The 15972-nt window shown below is 47.4% G+C and carries 18 protein-coding genes; 1 reads left to right on the forward strand and 17 read right to left on the reverse strand.

The genetic code is table 11. The annotated features are described in order from the left end of the window. Positions 1–22 precede the first annotated feature (22 nt). Positions 23–826, reverse strand: a complete 804-nt coding sequence (dapB, locus tag J6600_RS10580) for a 4-hydroxy-tetrahydrodipicolinate reductase (protein WP_003153497.1) — start codon at positions 824–826, stop codon at positions 23–25. An 8-nt stretch (positions 827–834) separates the two neighbouring features. After that, entirely contained in the window at positions 835–1170 is a 336-nt protein-coding gene (locus J6600_RS10585; RefSeq protein WP_003153495.1) for a nucleotide pyrophosphohydrolase, read from the reverse strand. Positions 1171–1312: 142 nt separating this feature from the next. Between J6600_RS10585 and J6600_RS10590 the strand changes: the two genes are divergently transcribed. Further along, a complete protein-coding gene (locus J6600_RS10590; RefSeq protein ID WP_209387387.1) occupies positions 1313–2185 on the forward strand; it encodes a YitT family protein in 873 nt (290 codons plus the stop codon). A gap of 23 nt (positions 2186–2208) precedes the next feature. Here the strand turns inward: J6600_RS10590 and J6600_RS10595 are convergent, their stop codons facing one another. From J6600_RS10595 to J6600_RS10665, 15 genes are all read right to left on the reverse strand, one after another. Next, complete coding sequence (locus J6600_RS10595) at positions 2209–3384, reverse strand: oxalate decarboxylase family bicupin (RefSeq protein ID WP_022553036.1); 1176 nt, start codon at positions 3382–3384, stop codon at positions 2209–2211. A 29-nt stretch (positions 3385–3413) separates the two neighbouring features. Next, positions 3414–4196 carry a sporulation protein YpjB gene (gene ypjB / locus J6600_RS10600; RefSeq protein ID WP_021494234.1) on the reverse strand — a complete coding sequence of 261 codons (783 nt, stop codon included), beginning with the start codon at positions 4194–4196 and terminating at the stop codon, positions 3414–3416. A gap of 67 nt (positions 4197–4263) precedes the next feature. Then, a complete protein-coding gene (lhaT, locus tag J6600_RS10605; protein ID WP_021494235.1) occupies positions 4264–4857 on the reverse strand; it encodes a lipoprotein heptaprenylglyceryl N-acetyltransferase LhaT in 594 nt (197 codons plus the stop codon). A gap of 107 nt (positions 4858–4964) precedes the next feature. After that, positions 4965–5732, reverse strand: a complete 768-nt coding sequence (locus J6600_RS10610; RefSeq protein ID WP_007409471.1) for a menaquinol-cytochrome c reductase cytochrome b/c subunit — start codon at positions 5730–5732, stop codon at positions 4965–4967. Between the two features lie 31 nt (positions 5733–5763). Further along, positions 5764–6438, reverse strand: a complete 675-nt coding sequence (gene qcrB, locus J6600_RS10615; RefSeq protein WP_003153485.1) for a menaquinol-cytochrome c reductase cytochrome b subunit — start codon at positions 6436–6438, stop codon at positions 5764–5766. Between the two features lies 1 nt (position 6439). Further along, the gene (locus tag J6600_RS10620) at positions 6440–6943 is read right to left on the reverse strand and encodes a Rieske (2Fe-2S) protein (protein ID WP_003153484.1); all 504 of its coding nucleotides are present in this window, start codon (positions 6941–6943) and stop codon (positions 6440–6442) included. Positions 6944–7081: 138 nt separating this feature from the next. Beyond that, positions 7082–7528: a YpiF family protein gene (locus tag J6600_RS10625; RefSeq protein ID WP_003153483.1), complete on the reverse strand. Its 447-nt coding sequence runs from the start codon at positions 7526–7528 to the stop codon at positions 7082–7084. Between the two features lie 54 nt (positions 7529–7582). Further along, positions 7583–8122, reverse strand: coding sequence for a ReoY family proteolytic degradation factor (locus J6600_RS10630; RefSeq protein ID WP_003153482.1), 540 nt, complete (start codon positions 8120–8122; stop codon positions 7583–7585). 73 nt (positions 8123–8195) lie between these two features. Next, positions 8196–9467 (reverse strand): tetratricopeptide repeat protein, encoded by a 1272-nt coding sequence (locus J6600_RS10635; RefSeq protein WP_014418250.1) that lies wholly within the window; start codon positions 9465–9467, stop codon positions 8196–8198. Between the two features lie 317 nt (positions 9468–9784). Then, positions 9785–11071, reverse strand: coding sequence for a 3-phosphoshikimate 1-carboxyvinyltransferase (aroA, locus tag J6600_RS10640; protein ID WP_060562784.1), 1287 nt, complete (start codon positions 11069–11071; stop codon positions 9785–9787). Positions 11072–11082: 11 nt separating this feature from the next. Continuing rightward, complete coding sequence (locus J6600_RS10645; protein WP_025284926.1) at positions 11083–12198, reverse strand: prephenate dehydrogenase; 1116 nt, start codon at positions 12196–12198, stop codon at positions 11083–11085. Between the two features lie 51 nt (positions 12199–12249). Then, a complete protein-coding gene (gene hisC, locus J6600_RS10650; protein WP_014418253.1) occupies positions 12250–13332 on the reverse strand; it encodes a histidinol-phosphate transaminase in 1083 nt (360 codons plus the stop codon). Between the two features lie 11 nt (positions 13333–13343). Continuing rightward, complete coding sequence (trpA, locus tag J6600_RS10655; protein WP_025649797.1) at positions 13344–14141, reverse strand: tryptophan synthase subunit alpha; 798 nt, start codon at positions 14139–14141, stop codon at positions 13344–13346. Then, on the reverse strand, positions 14134–15336 hold the full coding sequence (trpB, locus tag J6600_RS10660; protein WP_209387388.1) for a tryptophan synthase subunit beta: 1203 nt from the start codon (positions 15334–15336) through the stop codon (positions 14134–14136). Before trpB ends, trpA begins: the two co-directional genes overlap by 8 nt. Further along, positions 15317–15970, reverse strand: coding sequence for a phosphoribosylanthranilate isomerase (locus tag J6600_RS10665; protein WP_101287828.1), 654 nt, complete (start codon positions 15968–15970; stop codon positions 15317–15319). Before J6600_RS10665 ends, trpB begins: the two co-directional genes overlap by 20 nt. Between the last annotated feature and the right edge of the window lie 2 nt (positions 15971–15972).

Raw genomic sequence — 15972 nt, forward strand, 5'->3', positions numbered from 1 at the left:
TGATGTTCTCCCCCTTGCCGATTCAGTCGATAATATTTTCGAGTCCGTATACAAGCTGGTCGATTTTCATCACTTGCTCCACTGACAGCTTCACTCCTGACATAAAGGAAGCCCGGTTATAGGAATCATGGCGCAGTTTCAGCGTCTGGCCGTCCATGCCGAACATGACTTCCTGGTGGGCGATAAGGCCCGGCAGACGCACGCTGTGAAGGCGGATGCCGTTTAATTCAGCACCGCGGGCGCCCGGCAGAATTTCTTTTTCATCAGGATGGCCCTGCTGCTTTTCTGTACGGACGCTTGAGATCATTTCCGCTGTTTTCAGCGCCGTTCCGCTCGGGGCATCCAGCTTTTGATCATGATGAAGCTCAATGATTTCTACATCTTCAAAATAGTTGGCGGCCATTTGTGAGAACTTCATCATCAGCACCGCGCCCAATGCAAAGTTCGGAGCGATGATGGCGCCGATTCCTTTTTCTTCAGTCAAAGCTTGAAGCTCCTCTAAATCCGCTTCAGAAAATCCGGTCGTTCCCACAACGGGGCGGACGCCGTGTTCAAGAGCGGCTTTCGTATGTTTTTTGCCGATTTCAGGCGTTGTCAAATCGATCAGCACATCCGGTTTTGTTTCTTGGAAACATGCGCGGATATCCGTATAAATAAGAGCGTCTGAATCAGCTGACATCACTTCCCGCAATGTTTGCTGATCGTATGTATGGTCAATGGCGCCGACAAGCTCAAAATGAGGCGTGCGGACGGCAAGTTTTACGGCCTCCTGGCCCATTCTGCCTCTCGGTCCGGCAATGACGACTTTAATGGTTTCATTTGACATGGTTTCTCCTACTTTCCTTCTTCTTTTCTAGTCCAGCGGTCTTTATCACGTGTATTAAATTTATGCATGACGCGGTTATGAGCTTCCTCCAATGAAATATCAAGGGAGTTGGCGAGGCAGATCAGGACGAACAGCACATCACCCATTTCCTCTTCCATGCTTTTCTCATTTTCCGTCGTTTTCTTCGGCTTTTCACCATAATAATGGTTGACTTCTCTTGCAAGTTCGCCCAGTTCTTCCGTGAGACGGGCCATCATGGCAAGCGGGCTGAAATAGCCTTCTTTGAATTGGCCGATATATTCATCGACCTCAGCTTGTAAGTCTTTCATCGTTTTGTCACTCACTGTGCGAATACCTCCTGTCATCTCTTCCATGTTAGCTAATTCAAGTACATTTGACAAATGTTAAAAACGGCAGTTTGCTGTTTTCTTTTGTATCCACTATAATATTTACGCAATCTTATGGAAGGAAAAGGGGTTTGATGCAATGCTTGGAGAAATCAGAATCAAAAACATTTGCTTTATTTTAATCGGCGCCGCTGTTTTTTCATTCGGACTGGTTCACTTTAATATGCAGAACAATTTGGCGGAAGGCGGATTTACCGGCATTACGCTGCTTTTATATGCGTTATTCCACATCAGCCCTTCTATTTCCAACCTGGTATTGAACATTCCTATCTTTTTCATCGGCTGGCGCATGCTCGGCCGGACGATGTTTGTCTATACCCTGATCGGCACCGTTTCTCTTTCTGTTTTTCTGAGTGTTTTTCAGCGCTACGAAATTCATATGCCGCTGTCCCATGATTTAGCGCTGGCCGCCTTATTCGCCGGTGTATTTATCGGCGCGGGTCTCGGCATTATTTTTAAATACGGCGGCACGACGGGCGGGGTCGATATCATCGCCAGGCTGATCAACAAATTTTTCGGAATCCCGATGGGCCGGACGATGTTTGCCTTTGACGCCTGTGTCATTCTTCTTTCTTTGTTTACGTATCTTTCTTACAAGGAAGCGATGTACACGCTTGTAGCCGTTTTTGTCGCTGCGAGATTGATTGATTTTATACAGGAAGGCGGCTATGCCGCAAAAGGGGCAACGATTATTTCTTCGAAAAACGATTTGATCCAGCAAAAAATCATTGAAGAGATGGAGCGCGGCGTCACCGTTTTAAAAGGACAGGGATCATATACAAAAGAAGACAGGGACGTTCTTTACTGCGTCGTTCCGAAAAACGAAATTGTGCTTTTGAAAAGCGTCATCACTTCCGTTGACCCGCACGCCTTTGTTGCAGAAAGCGACGTCCATGATGTGCTCGGCGAAGGATTTACGCTTGATGAAAATAAAAATCCGATCAGACGATAATAAAAAGGCGGCTTTTGCCGCCTTTACTGTTCGTGTTTCCATTTGACAACCGGTGATTTTTTCTTTTTCAATCGGCGGGCGAATGCCGGACTGACATTGAGCGTCTGCTCGACGAAGCGCTGCGGCGTCAGTGCCAGCCATTGGTTTAAAGAGACGTCTTCGAAACGGTCGCTTTTGAAGATTTCCAGAAAGCGAAGCACGGTGTCACCGGTATTCTGAACATAATGTCCCATTGCAAAAGGAACATATCCTACGTCACCCGCTTGATAGTTAAATGTCCGCGCTCTTCCTTCCGCCGCAAACACCGTCATTTTCGCTTCTCCTGAAAGATAATACTGCCACTCGTCCGTATTCGGATGCCAATGCAATTCTCTCATGCCCCCGGGTTCGACCTCCACAAGAGCTGCGGCAATCGTTTTTGACACCTTAAACGTTTTTGAATCGACAATCTTTACTCTTCCCCCGCTGGTAACAAGGGGCTCCTGCCGGGAAAGCTTGTAGCTGAACGGCTCCAAAACGGTGCCTTCCGGGGAAGAAACTGCTGCCTGCTCGATAGGTGGAGGAGGTTCCAACTGGAACATGTAACGCTCTTTCTTGTGAATATAAGCCAACTCATAACCCGGAACACCGAAGTTCGCCTCCAGCACGCTGCGCGGGGTGTGGGCAAACCAGTCCGTTACTGAAAAGGTGCTGTTTTCTGAAAAAGAACCGTCATCAAAGACGAGCAAAAACTCACTTCCCTGCTCTAATCCTTGAATGGAATGAGGAATGCCGGAAGGAAAATACCACAGATCCCCTTCACTGACATTATCAATAAAATTCCGCCCATTTTGATCGACCGCAGTTAAACGGACTCCTCCGTTAATCACATATCCCCATTCGGCTTCTTTATGCCAATGAAGCTCCCGCACAGCTCCCGGCTTCAGTCTCATGTTCACCGCCGCGATATTTTTGGATACCGGCAGTTCCCTGACCGTCACCTCTCTGGACCATCCGCCGTCTTCAAGCCTCATATGCGTATCAGAAAATGAGAATTTCAAGTTTTGAACCGTTCCTGCATCCGTTGAAGGCGGAACGAGCATGTCAGGATTCTGGAAGTCACGCGCGAGGTTTCGCGGTCCTTCGTCAGTCGCCCCTTTTCTGCCTCTGATCGGCTGCGGGAGGTGTTTTGAAGCCAATTGCTGGATGAGTTTTTTCACTGGCTTAGCTCCTTTACAGCAATTTGTGTTTATTTAGACTTAGGATATTCACGCTTTTTCTCTTTCTTTTTTTCCGCTCTGTATTTTCGGTAGCCGACATATGTCAGCGCAGTAATAATGATACCGCCTGTTGTCAGAATGACCCAGAGCAGCGAAGGATCAGCGTCATCCCGCTCCACCTTGTCAAAAACCCGCTTTAAATCCTGCTGCAGGAGCGTCAGACGCTCAAGCTTTGTTCCTTTTGTCATCTGCTGAAACCCTTCCTGCTCAATCACCTCGATATGTTTCGCCACCGTATCAAGCTGGCCGGCCGACACATCCATTGTCAGGCTGGGATAAATTAAATCATATAATGATATAAATTCATTCCACTTTTCATTGAAATTTTCACTTCCGTTTCCGCTGACATCTTCTTTTAAGGCGCTGAATGTCGCCATAATCGGTCTTTCAAGCGAACCCCACAGCGGATCGGAGTGGTCTTCCATCGCATCCATTACCAACCTGAACTGGGCGGCTGCCCGGATTTTTTCGTTATCTGAGGCGTCTGCCTGTTTCAGAACGCGCACTAAATCATTGAAACCCAGAGTCACCTGCCTGACTTCGGCGCCGCTCAGTGAGTTTACGTGTGTCATTTTTTTCTTAAAGTAGCCAAGCACTTGCAGAGCCTCATCATACTGCGAATGCCGCGTCATTTGGAAAACGGTATCCGAAAGGTCGTTCAGTTCCTTGAGACCGCCCTCATCTTCAGCTTTGGCAGTTGTGATGAAACACATAAGAGCAAGTAAAAGACAGATCGTCAGCTTTCGTTTCATAGAGGTCCCTCCCACTCCTTCTCTTTACAGAATATGAGGAGCGGGACAAGGTTAGACCAAGATTCTATCAGTGTAAGTCAAGCTTTATCCGTCTTTTGGAAATCACCAAATAGTATGCAAGGCCGAGTGAAAATATGCTCAGCCAGAATGTAGCATAGCCGATCTCTTGCATATAGTCATTGAGCATTGAGTAGCGGGGCATCATGCCGAAAAGATAATCAATGACATCATTATGAAGCGTCCAAACAGCGGCAGCGGCAAGATGCCATAACCGGAACCGAAAATACGGGCTGTATAAAACGCCTTGAACGGCCATGGCAAAATGTGAAGCAATCAGCATGTACCCTTCCCAAGGCATCTGCCCCATTTTGGCCAGCACAAAGACATTCATTCCGACCGCCCACAGCCCGTATTTTACAAGGGTTACAAGAGCCAGCGCTTCAAACAGCGGCGCGTTTCTTTTCATGAGAAATGCCAGAAGCACGAACAGGAAGAAAAACGTCGCCGTCGGGCTGTCAGGCACAAATATCAGAAATCGGAACGGCGTGTCCGCAAGCTGAGGCACATACCAATAATAGCCGTACACCGTACCGATAAAATTAACGGCAAGAACAAGCAGAAGCATGCCGCGCAACCCTAAAAGATAAGAAATCCACCTCATACCATCAACTCTCAGTCCGTAAAAAGTATGTATCATGCAAAAAAAGCTGACATCCGGTCAGCTCTTTTCATAAAAGTATATCCTGCTATTGTCTGCTTCACAATACGTTATTTCGCTGTCGTTTCAGAAATGAACTTCGCCAGCTGATCAAGCTGTTTGTCATTCCCTTTAAAAATACCGGCTGGCATCTGCCCTTTCCCTTTGACGGCGATTTTTTTAATTTCTTCCGGGCTCAGCCCGTTATCGACCAGGGACGGACCGGCGCTTCCGCCTTGAAGATTATCCCCGTGACAGGAAATACAGCCTTGTTCTTTAAATACCTTATAACCGTCTGATTCAGTATCAATGGCGGCTTCTTTTTTGATTTTCCCTTGCTCCTCCGCCTTCGCCCAGTCATGCGTCGCGACTGACTGCCACGTCAAAAAGACCGTAGCACAAAGCGCCAAAAGCATCATCCCGACCGCAACCGGACGCTTCCACGGCCTTCTTTCAGACCCCCTGTCGAGAAACGGAGCCAAAAGCAGCGACCCGAAGGCAAGACCCGGTATAATCATCGCGCCGATAACGGTGTAGCTCCCTGCGGCATATTCATATTTTAATAGCTGGTATAAAAATAGAAAATACCAATCCGGCAGCGGAATATACCCTGTATCCGTCGGGTCCGCCACCCGTTCCAAAGGCGGCTCGTGCACAATCGTTAAAACGAGAAATCCGACGAGGAAAACGGCCCCGACCATCCATTCTTTCAGCAGGAAGTTCGGCCAAAACGCCTCTGTCTTTCCAGGATACTCTGAATAGTCTTTCGGTATATTCGGTTTTTTTTCAGCCGGTATCCTTGAATCTCCTACAAACTTCATTCCTTTCCCCCGGTGCATGTCATCCCCTCCCTTTTATATCAGATTTGTATTAAAGCGGTCCTGAAATTCCCTGCTTGCGGATCATGACAAAGTGGGCGCCCATGAGCGCAAACAAAGCGGCAGGGAGAAAAAATACGTGAATCGCAAAAAATCTCGTCAGCGTTTGGGCGCCGACAATATCGTGGTGGCCGGCAAGAAGAGTTTTCACCTGCGCTCCGATCAATGGCGTCGCCTCCGCAATCTGAAGACCTACCTTTGTCGCAAACAGCGCCTTCATATCCCACGGAAGCAGATACCCTGTAAAACCGAGACCGAGCATCACAAAAAAGATCAGAACACCGACGATCCAGTTCAATTCCCGAGGCTTTTTATAAGCTCCCTGAAAGAAAACCCGCAGCGTATGTAAAAACATCATCACAATGACTAAACTTGCGCCCCAATGGTGCATACCCCTTACAATCTGCCCGAAAGCGACTTCATTCTGCAAATAATACACGGATTCCCACGCGTTTTTTATATCCGGCACATAATACATCGTTAAAAACATCCCGGACAGCACTTGGATAACGGTTACAAAAAACGTCAAACCGCCGAAACAATAGACAAAAGCCGAGAAATGGTGAGCGGGATTTACATGTTCCGGCACTTCATGGTCGGCGATATCCCGCCACATCGGCGTAATATCGAGACGTTCATCCACCCAGTCATAAATTTTATTCAGCATGTCACCCTTCCCCCCTAGGCTTTGCTTTTCCAAGATACAAAAAGCCGTCCTTTACTTTTTGCTCATAACGGTCAAGAGGCGCGAGCGGCGGCGTGCCCGGAACGTTCGTGCCGTCTTTTTCATACAGCCCGTAATGGCAGGGACAAAAGAATTTGTTCGGATTTTTAGGATCATTGTTCCAGTTTACGGTGCAGCCCAAATGTTTACAGATCGGAGAAAGCGCTATAATTTCATCCCCGTGCTTGTAAACCCAGGCTGACCTGGATTCTTCCGATTCGTACCAGGCGTCGACTTGATGAATTTTAAAGTCAAACCGCTTCGGCTCCTTCGTCAGCTCATCCACACTGACAACCTGCACCATTTTTTGATCTCCCGTCGGTTTTAATACCGGGTCCAGCGCAAAACGGACCATGGGCATAAGCGCACTGGCGGCCATAAATCCCCCCACGCCGGTGAGCGCATAGTTTAAAAATTGTCTTCTTGATATATCTTGTTTTCCGCCCATCTCTTCCCCCCCCTAAAGATTGACCAAAAATTAACTAAAATAGAAAATAATTCTGAGATTTGACACCCTCATAATATATGAATCTTTCAGCAAGGTCAACAGAGGCAAAACGGGTGTTTTGCGGGATGTATGGAGTTTTTAAGAATTGTTCCACTTCTGTAACAAAACGTTCAAAATTTCTCCGCACTTGTCATCCGCAATTTTTCTCTTTAAAGAGTCTTTCATATGTTCAAACGGAACGGCAGGAATGTATATGACATCAGACCCTATTTCAGAATCCTTCCATTTTTCGTCTGCCGTCAGGAACAAGGCGTGGCGGAAGTTGGTCATCACCTCTTCTTTGAGTTTTTGAAGCAGGGCGATTTGTGATTGGTCTATATCAACATATGTATAAGAGGGGAATAAATATACCCGTCCCTTCAATTGGCGCTCAAGCTCTTCAGAAAGCAATTGGGTGCTTTCCCCCTGTTCAACGGCCTCTTTTAAGCCTCCTGAAGATGTTATGGAAATTAACGGAATGACAGCGGTATCAATGTAATCCGCAGATTGTAAATAGGCATCGGCATCAGCGGCCCTCCATCTCATGTCTCGTTCCTCCTCTTTACGCAACAAGCCTTGCATACTCTGCAAGGCTGTCATTTATGTGAGCTGATTCAATTGGCGGGAAAGCTTTTCAAATGTTTCTTTGTCGTGGCGGTCCAGCGCCTCGTCGATATCTTTAAGCAGCTTTTCCCGCTGGAAAGTGGAAATGGCATGTTCTAATATTTTTTCAGCCATCCCCTGATCCTGTTTATTTTCAAACAGGTCTTTCGGCAGATGCGGATTTGATTCAAGAACAGCGGCATATTCCGGTGAGCTGTAGGCCGAACGGAAATTCAGCTGGATAAATAAATCCTGCTGTTTATTTAACCGGATGTCGTGAAAAGATTTTTCCGCGTCCGTAGTCATGACATTTTCTTTGTAAAACCTAAACGGCACCTCATCAACGCAATGAGTAGACATGATAATGCCTCGCGGGCAAAATTCGGCTTGTTCTACAAAATGGACTTTTTCCATTAATGAATCATGACTCATTAAATAATTTAAAATCCAGACGCACTCCCGGCGTTTAAGCTGATAATGATTTAAAAACCAACGGATAAAATCCTTTTTTTCATTGACAGAAACAGGGGTCTGCATGTAATTCCCTCCTCTATCGATCGTATAATCTGACATCACTTATACATTCAGCAAGCATGGTCCAAAATCCTGCTTATCTTAAAAATTCATCCTCTATCCGTAAGATTGTTTCTTCAAGCTCTTCGTTTGTTCCATCCATTGAAAGCACTTGTTTTAAAAGCGGCAGCGCTTCTTTCTGGAGACCCTCTTCCAATAAGAAGTGAGCGTATTCATATAAGAAATCCCGATCATCCTGATAATGGAGATACGCAGCTTCGAAGCTTTTTTTCGCTTCAGCGTATTGCTCAAGGCCTGTATAGGCACCCGCCAAATACCAATTGTATTTCGGATCTTCTTCTCCGTAGCCGCGGACTTCCTGAATCAGATCAATAATCTCTTCAAAGCTTTCTTCTTTATGATAGACGGCTAAAAGCGTATGGAGCGCTTCCACGTAACCCGGATCGAGCGCCAGCGCTTCCTGAAGAAGCTTTTTGCCTTCCTCTTCGTTGCCGAGCTTTAACGCCATTTTCGCCGCATAGAGAAAAAGCTCTTTATTGTATTCATCGTAAGTAATACCTTCTTTAGCGGTTTTTAATGCATCTTCATACATGCCTTCTGCCTCGTAGCTTTTTGCAAGCGGCATATAAAGCGATGAATAGGAAGGATCAAGCCCTTTTAAATCAGACAGCTGCTTGATGGCTGTTTTGACCATTCCCGCCTGATAGGCTGTGAACCCGTACCCGAAAATCGTATTCGGTTCTGTATGTTCTGCCGCCGCTTTTTCATACCATGAAATCGCTTCCTCAAATTCACCCGCCGCGCTCAATGACTCAGCCAGCCTCTGATGAACATTTACGCCGCCGATTTCGTGCCGTTCTTTTGCCGTCTCTTCATAGTAAGGAACGGCTTTTGCGTATGATCCCTGAGTGAAGTATAATTCCCCCAGAGCGAAATCAATAACAGGTTCATCTTGTAACATCGCTTTCGCCTGTAACAGCTTTTGCTCACTTACTTCAAATAAGCCCTGCATCTGATACAGATCAGCCATTAGAAGAAGGCTTTCCGCGTAAGACGGGTCTTCCGGAGAAATCGTCTCCAGCACCTCAAGAGCTTTTTCTTCTTCATCAATATCTATTAACAATTCGGCGTAAAAATTCGTCAGCTCAGACTCATCCGGATAAAGGTCATGCAGATCACTGATCAGCGCTAACGCTTTTTCGGCGTTTCCCCATTCATAGTAGAGCTGGGCTGCAATGGCTTTGTCTTCGTCATGAAGCTGCGTTTCAGCTTTTGAAAGCGCTTTGAGTCCCTTTTCGGTTTCACCTGCTTCAACTAATTTTATGGCTTCTTGAATCAATGTATTCAAATCAGACCGGTCCTTTCTTTTCCTATACCTCATCAACCAATGAAAAGGGTTTTTATTCGGGTTATTCTTATCATAATTCAGACAGGGCCTGCCCGCAAATAAGATGCTTCACCCGGCATTATAGTTTATCAGAAAATAGTTAAGAGGAAAACGGCAAAAAAGGGGACGGCATCTTTATACGCAAACAGCGCAATTTGTTCCGGCTGTTTCTGTAACGAAAACGCATTCCCCCTTTCTTTTATTTTTCTGTTTAAGACAAGCTATGTCAAAGCCCAAGATTTTATGACACATGAAGAAAAAAGCCCGAAAAATCGTCTTCAGGCTTTTTTGGCTAATTGATCTAAATGCTCAAAAAATGACGGATATGAGACATGGATCGCCTCAGTATCACGGATGTCAATCGGCTCTTCTGTCAGGCATGAAGCGATACCGAGCATCATGCCGATGCGGTGGTCGCCGTGGCTTGACACATCGGCTCCGCCCGCAAGCGTTTTTTTGCCGTGTATTTTCATGCCGTCTTCAGTCGGTTCAATGTCTGCACCGATTTTCCGGAGCTCTGATACGACGGTGTCGATCCGGTTCGTTTCCTTCACCTTCAGCTCCGCAGCGTCTTTAATGACAGTTGTGCCTTCAGCCTGCGTTGCCAAAAGGGCGATAATCGGGATCTCGTCAATTAAACGGGGAATGATTTCTCCGCCGATTTCTGCCGCTTTCAGATCTGAAGTTTCAATAACCAGGTCTCCGTAAGGCTCCGCGCTGTCCGCTTCTGAAGGAATCACTTCAAGTGAAGCCCCCATTTGCTTTAAGACATCAATCATTCCCGTGCGTGTCGGATTCAGGCCGACATTTTTCAGCACAATCCGGCTTCCGGGAACGACAGCGCCCGCGGCGAGGAAAAAGGCCGCTGAAGAAATATCGCCGGGCACGAAAATATCAGCTCCCCGAAGCTTCTGACCGCCCGTTACGGAAGCGCTCGTCTCCGTTTCCGCAAGCTCGGCGCCAAAAGCGTTCAGCATCCGTTCCGTATGGTCTCTTGATTTATGAGGCTCAGTGACGGTCGTCGTCCCTTCAGCCTGCAATCCGGCAAGCAGCACGGCGGATTTGATCTGCGCGCTTGCAACAGGGGAGACGTAATCAATGCCTTTCAATTGTCCGCCTCTTACGGATAAAGGCGTAAATCCTCCGTCCGCTCTTCCGTCAATCGCGGCTCCCATCTGTTTTAAAGGCTCTGTCACCCTCTTCATCGGGCGCTTTGCAATACTTTCGTCGCCCGCTACCGTACTGTGAAATGGGCGTCCGGCTAAAATGCCGAGCATCAGGCGGATGGTCGTGCCGGAATTTCCGACATCAAGAAGGCTGTCAGGCTCACAAAGTGCGTCAATGCCCTTCCCGTATATCGTTACATCACTTCCGTTTTGTTCAATGGAGACACCCATTTTTCTGAAGCAGGCAATGGTGCTCAGACAATCGGCTCCGGGCAAAAAGTTTTTTACCGTTGTCGTTCCTTCCGCAAGCGCTCCGAACATAACAGAACGGTGGGAGATGGATTTATCCCCCGGAATATGAATTTCACCGTTTAAAGACGTCACTTTTTCTCTTTTCAATGTTTTCCACCTCAGTCAGCGTAAAATGTGTCATATTTAGCGCGGGATTGAATGCAGGTTTCCGCCCGCTTCCTGTCATCATCAGTCTGGAAACTGATTCTGAGAATTCCGTTAATATCTTCTCTTGTTTCGATAATGCGGATGTTGGTGATACTGATTTTTTCTTCTGCCAATATCGCCGTAATTTCCGAAATGACCCCCGGATGATCGGGAACATCGACATAAAGGTCATAAAAGGACGGGATCGCTCCTTTTTGACGGAGCGGCAGACCGTCGCGATAATCTTTCGCTTTTTTAAAATATCCGAACAGGCTGTCCGCATCTTCATTTTCTACATAAGATTCGATCGTGTCAATCTCCCGTTTCCATTCTTTGAAGCGGTCAAGCAGTTTATCTTTGTTATGAAGAAGTATGTCCCTCCACATCGCCGGACTGCTTGAGGCGATCCTGGTGATGTCCCGAAAACCGCCGGCTGCGAAACGTTTCAAAAACGGATAATCTTCTTCAGCATGATGAGCCTGATGTACGAGGCTTGCAGCAACGATATGAGGGAAATGGCTGATGACGCTCGTTACGCCGTCATGCTCCTCGGGAGTCATCTCCACAAAGTGGGCGTTTGCCGCTTTCAAAAGTTCCTTCAGATGCGTTACTGACTCTTTAGAAGTTGATTTTCCGGGTGTTAAAATGTAAAACGCATTTTCGAATAAAAATTCTTTCGCGGCAGCGGCCCCGGATTTATGAGATCCCGCCATCGGATGGCCGCCGACAAATTGATAGTGAGCCGGAAGCACTTTGTCGGCGTAGCTGACGACTTTCTGTTTCGTGCTGCCCACATCCGTAATCAGGAGTTCATGGGTGATGTCTGATGCGGCCAGCACATCGAGCATTTTCAGCGTTTGGGCGACAGGCGTGGCGATAATGACAACAGACGCTTGCTGCGCCCCTTCCGTAAATGAGCCGGCCCGCTCGTCAATAATTCCGAGCTTCAGCGCGGCAGTGAGCTGTTCTTCCGAAATATCCACACCGATAATCCGTTTATGCGGATGCTCCTTTTTGATGGCCAATGCGATCGATCCGCCGATCAGCCCGATCCCCGCAAGCAATATAGTATCCTTCATTTCACTCATTTCCTTTTTCAACTATTTTAATAGAGCAAAGAGGTGATGCCTGATCACCTCTTATAATATTGCAGCTAAAATTGTGAGAATTTCCTCATTCTGCTCTTTCGTACCGACCGTAATCCTTAACGCTGTCGGAAATCCGAGCGCCTGTCCTGAGCGGACGATATATCCTTTTTCCAACAGGGCTTGGAACAGTTCATCCGCCGGGCGGTTAAAATCAATGAGCACAAAGTTGGTTTGTGAAGGATAACAAGTTAATCCGTGAGTTTCTGCAAAATCATAATACTGCTTAAGGCCTGCTTTATTTTTCTCGACGCATTCCTGAATAAATGTCTGGTCATCAAGCGCTGCCAGTGCCGAAGCCTGACCGATTCTGCTCGTATTGAACGGCTCTCTCGCCGGTTCAATCTGGCGGATCAGCGCTTCGTCCGCAATGCCGTATCCGACACGCAGCGCGGCAAGTCCGTACGCTTTAGAGAAGGTGCGGAGGATCATAACATTCGCATATTGCTTTAAAAGCGGAATGCTTTCTGGGTAATCTTCCGCCGTGACATACTCGTAGTACGCTTCATCAAGTACTACGAGTATATGCTCGGGAACTCTGTTTAAAAAGGCAATTAGCTCTTGCTCAGAAGTATATGTCCCCGTCGGATTATTGGGGTTGCATACCCATATGACTTTCGTCTTGCCGTCAATTGCTTCCAGCATCCGGTCCAAATCATGAGCGCCGTCACTGCGGAGCGGCACCTCGCGCACCTCAGCGCCTTCAATCACCGCATTGTGTCTGTATTGCGGGAAAGTCGGGGCGGCGGTAATCGTGTTTGCCTGATCATTTAATAAAGAACGGCAGATAATCTGCACAAGCTCATCAGAGCCGTTGCCAAAAATGATCGAAGATTCACTGACCTGCAGATGCTCACTGAGCCGTGTTCTCAAAGCGGCACTGTAACCGTCGGGATACAGCGCAAGCTGCTCAATCTCCTGATGCAGCGCATCTTTAGCGGCCTGTGAACAGCCGAACGGATTTTCGTTAGAAGCGAGTTTTACTACTTTCTCAAGCCCGTATTCCATTTTCACTTCTTCTATTGGTTTGCCCGGCTGATACGGTTTCAGCTGCCGCAGCTGTTCTTTAATCTGCAAATCCAGTCACCTCATTTTACACTGTACAGTCGTCCGAACGTCTTTGCGTATTCTTCAAATTCAAGAAGCGCATCGGCTCTTGTGCCGGGATTCACAAGCTTTGTTTTAAGCTCTTCAACTTTTTTGACAAGCGCGCTGCCGACAACGACACCGTCAGATATTTCATTCATCCTGTCAACCTGTTTGCGGTTTGAAATGCCAAAACCGACCGCCACCGGAACAGAGCTGAATTCTTTCACCTTACGAATGAAAGAGTATACAGACGGATCGAATTCGCTGCGTACGCCCGTCACTCCTAAAGAGGATACACAATACACAAAGCCGCAGGCCTGTTCAGTAATTATTTTCAAACGGTCTTCACTTGTCGGCGCAACCAGTGAGATATAAGCGATGTTCTCCTTTTTGCATGTCATTTGCAAAAGGGCGCTTTCCTCTAATGGAAGGTCGGGTACAAGCAGACCGTCTATGTCGTTTTCCCGCAGTAAAGCGAAAAAGCATTCTTTATCTAATTGTAACACAGGATTATAATACGTAAAGAGGATAATTGGAATATGAACGCCGTTTTTTTTCATTTTGCCGCCAAGTTCAATTGCTTTTACGATATTCATTCCGTTTTCCAGAGCCCGTTTTGAAGCCCGTTGTATGACGGGTCCGTCCGCGAGCGGATCTGTGTAAGGAACGCCGATTTCAAGGGCAGAAGCGCCTGCATTCTGCAATGATATTGCCAGCTCAACAGAAATGTCAGGAAGCGGATCGCCAGCTGTAATAAAAGGGATAAATAATTTTTCAGAATCTCGCAGATTAAACATGTGTCTCCACCCCGTTTTCCAAAACATTCATCAGCGTATGAACGTCTTTATCTCCTCTTCCCGATAAACTGGCGAGAATGATTTTATCTTTATCCATGTCTTTTGCCATTTCAAACGCTTTTGCCAGGGCGTGGGCAGATTCAATAGCCGGAAGAATACCTTCTGTTTCAGAAAGCAGACGTAACGCGGCAATCGCTTCATCGTCTGTCACGCTTTCGTACGTTACACGGCCGCTTTTATGCAGATAGGCGTGCTCAGGGCCGATCCCCGGGTAATCAAGGCCTGCTGAAATGGAATACGGTTCGATAATCTGCCCGTATTCATCTTGTATTAAATAGGTCATTGAACCGTGAATCACCCCGAGCGTCCCTTTTGCGATCGTTGCCGCATGCAGCGGCGTATCAATTCCTTTTCCGGCCGCCTCGGCGCCGATCAGCTCAGTATCTTCGTCTAAAAAGGCCTGAAAAATGCCCATCGCATTGCTTCCGCCGCCGACACATGCAACAACCTTATCCGGGAGCGTTCCTTCAACCCGGCGGAGCTGTTCTTTCGCTTCCTCGCCGATGATTTTCTGGAATTCGCGAACGATATACGGATACGGGTGCGGCCCCACTACAGAACCGATAAGGTAGAAATGATCTTCACAATGCTGGACCCAATACCTGATTGCCTCATTCGTCGCATCTTTCAGCGTGCCGTTGCCGCTTGTGACCGGCACCACTTCCGCGCCGAGCAGTTTCATCCGGAATACGTTCAGCGACTGGCGTGCAACGTCTTCTTCACCCATAAAAACCGTACACTTAAAACCGAATTTTGCGGCGGCTGTCGCGGCAGCCACACCGTGCTGTCCCGCACCGGTTTCGGCGATGATTTTCGTTTTGCCCATCTTTTTGGCAAGCAGAATCTGGCCTAGCGCGTTGTTAATTTTATGAGAGCCGGTATGGTTTAAATCTTCTCTTTTCAGATAGATTTTCGCCCCTCCCAAATACTCCGACACCCTGTCTGCGAACGTTAATGCGGTCGGTCTTCCGGAGTAATCAAACAATAGTTTTTTATATTCGGCATGAAAAACGGGATCATTCTTTAATTCTGTGAAAGCCGTTTCGATTTCCTCAAGGGGCCGCATCAATGTTTCAGGGACAAATTTGCCGCCGAATTCGCCGTATCTTCCGATTTCATTTGGATATGGATACATAGTGATTCATCCTTTCTTCTAAAATCCGGATCAGTGTTTGATCCTTTTGTCCGTTTTTTTCAATTCCGCTGGCAAGATCTATACCGCACGGACGCGATCTCAGTAAGCCGGTAATCGTTTCAGGATTAACGCCGCCCGCGATAAAACAGCGCTTGTTTGCATTTTGAGCCTGCTTTCGGTACAAGGGGACACGGGCCCATGAAAACGCGATTCCCGTGCCGCCTCTCATTCCTTTTACTGAAGAATCAATGACATAGCCGTCGACAGCAGGTGCGAATTGAGCCATCTGACGGAGCGTCCCTTCCCCGTGATGGAGCGCTTTCCATATCTCCGAGCGCACTAGCGGGCGGAGGCGGAGGGCATCCTCAGGCGATTCATCACCGTGAAGCTGGATGACGTCAAGTGCCAGATCAGAGGCGATTTGCGCGATGTTTTCTATCGTTTCATTTACAAATACTCCGACATGTTTCTTGTCTGTCCGGACCTGCTCTTTCCATTTCCGGACCTCATCCGGCGTTACTCTCCGTTTGCTTGCGGCAAAAATAAATCCCAGATAATCCGCTTCTGAAGCTGCCGCAAGTTCATAATCACGCTTCGATCGTATTCCGCAGTACTTTAACTCAGGCTTTTTCATAT

The organism is Bacillus sp. LJBV19 (genome assembly GCF_017797845.1).
In the GTDB taxonomy this organism is placed as follows: Bacteria; Bacillota; Bacilli; order Bacillales; family Bacillaceae; genus Bacillus; species Bacillus velezensis.

Coding starts and splice junctions, on each gene's coding strand:
- lhaT (WP_021494235.1), bottom strand. CDS start 4,857: ATGAGGTGGATTTCTTATCTTTTAGGGTTGCGCGGCATGCTTCTGCTT.
- J6600_RS10590 (WP_209387387.1), top strand. CDS start 1,313: ATGCTTGGAGAAATCAGAATCAAAAACATTTGCTTTATTTTAATCGGC.
- J6600_RS10665 (WP_101287828.1), bottom strand. CDS start 15,970: ATGAAAAAGCCTGAGTTAAAGTACTGCGGAATACGATCGAAGCGTGAT.
- J6600_RS10645 (WP_025284926.1), bottom strand. CDS start 12,198: ATGAGTGAAATGAAGGATACTATATTGCTTGCGGGGATCGGGCTGATC.
- ypjB (WP_021494234.1), bottom strand. CDS start 4,196: ATGAAACGAAAGCTGACGATCTGTCTTTTACTTGCTCTTATGTGTTTC.
- qcrB (WP_003153485.1), bottom strand. CDS start 6,438: ATGCTGAATAAAATTTATGACTGGGTGGATGAACGTCTCGATATTACG.
- J6600_RS10625 (WP_003153483.1), bottom strand. CDS start 7,528: ATGAGATGGAGGGCCGCTGATGCCGATGCCTATTTACAATCTGCGGAT.
- J6600_RS10630 (WP_003153482.1), bottom strand. CDS start 8,122: ATGCAGACCCCTGTTTCTGTCAATGAAAAAAAGGATTTTATCCGTTGG.
- trpB (WP_209387388.1), bottom strand. CDS start 15,336: ATGTATCCATATCCAAATGAAATCGGAAGATACGGCGAATTCGGCGGC.
- J6600_RS10610 (WP_007409471.1), bottom strand. CDS start 5,732: ATGCACCGGGGGAAAGGAATGAAGTTTGTAGGAGATTCAAGGATACCG.
- J6600_RS10620 (WP_003153484.1), bottom strand. CDS start 6,943: ATGGGCGGAAAACAAGATATATCAAGAAGACAATTTTTAAACTATGCG.
- dapB (WP_003153497.1), bottom strand. CDS start 826: ATGTCAAATGAAACCATTAAAGTCGTCATTGCCGGACCGAGAGGCAGA.
- trpA (WP_025649797.1), bottom strand. CDS start 14,141: ATGTTTAATCTGCGAGATTCTGAAAAATTATTTATCCCTTTTATTACA.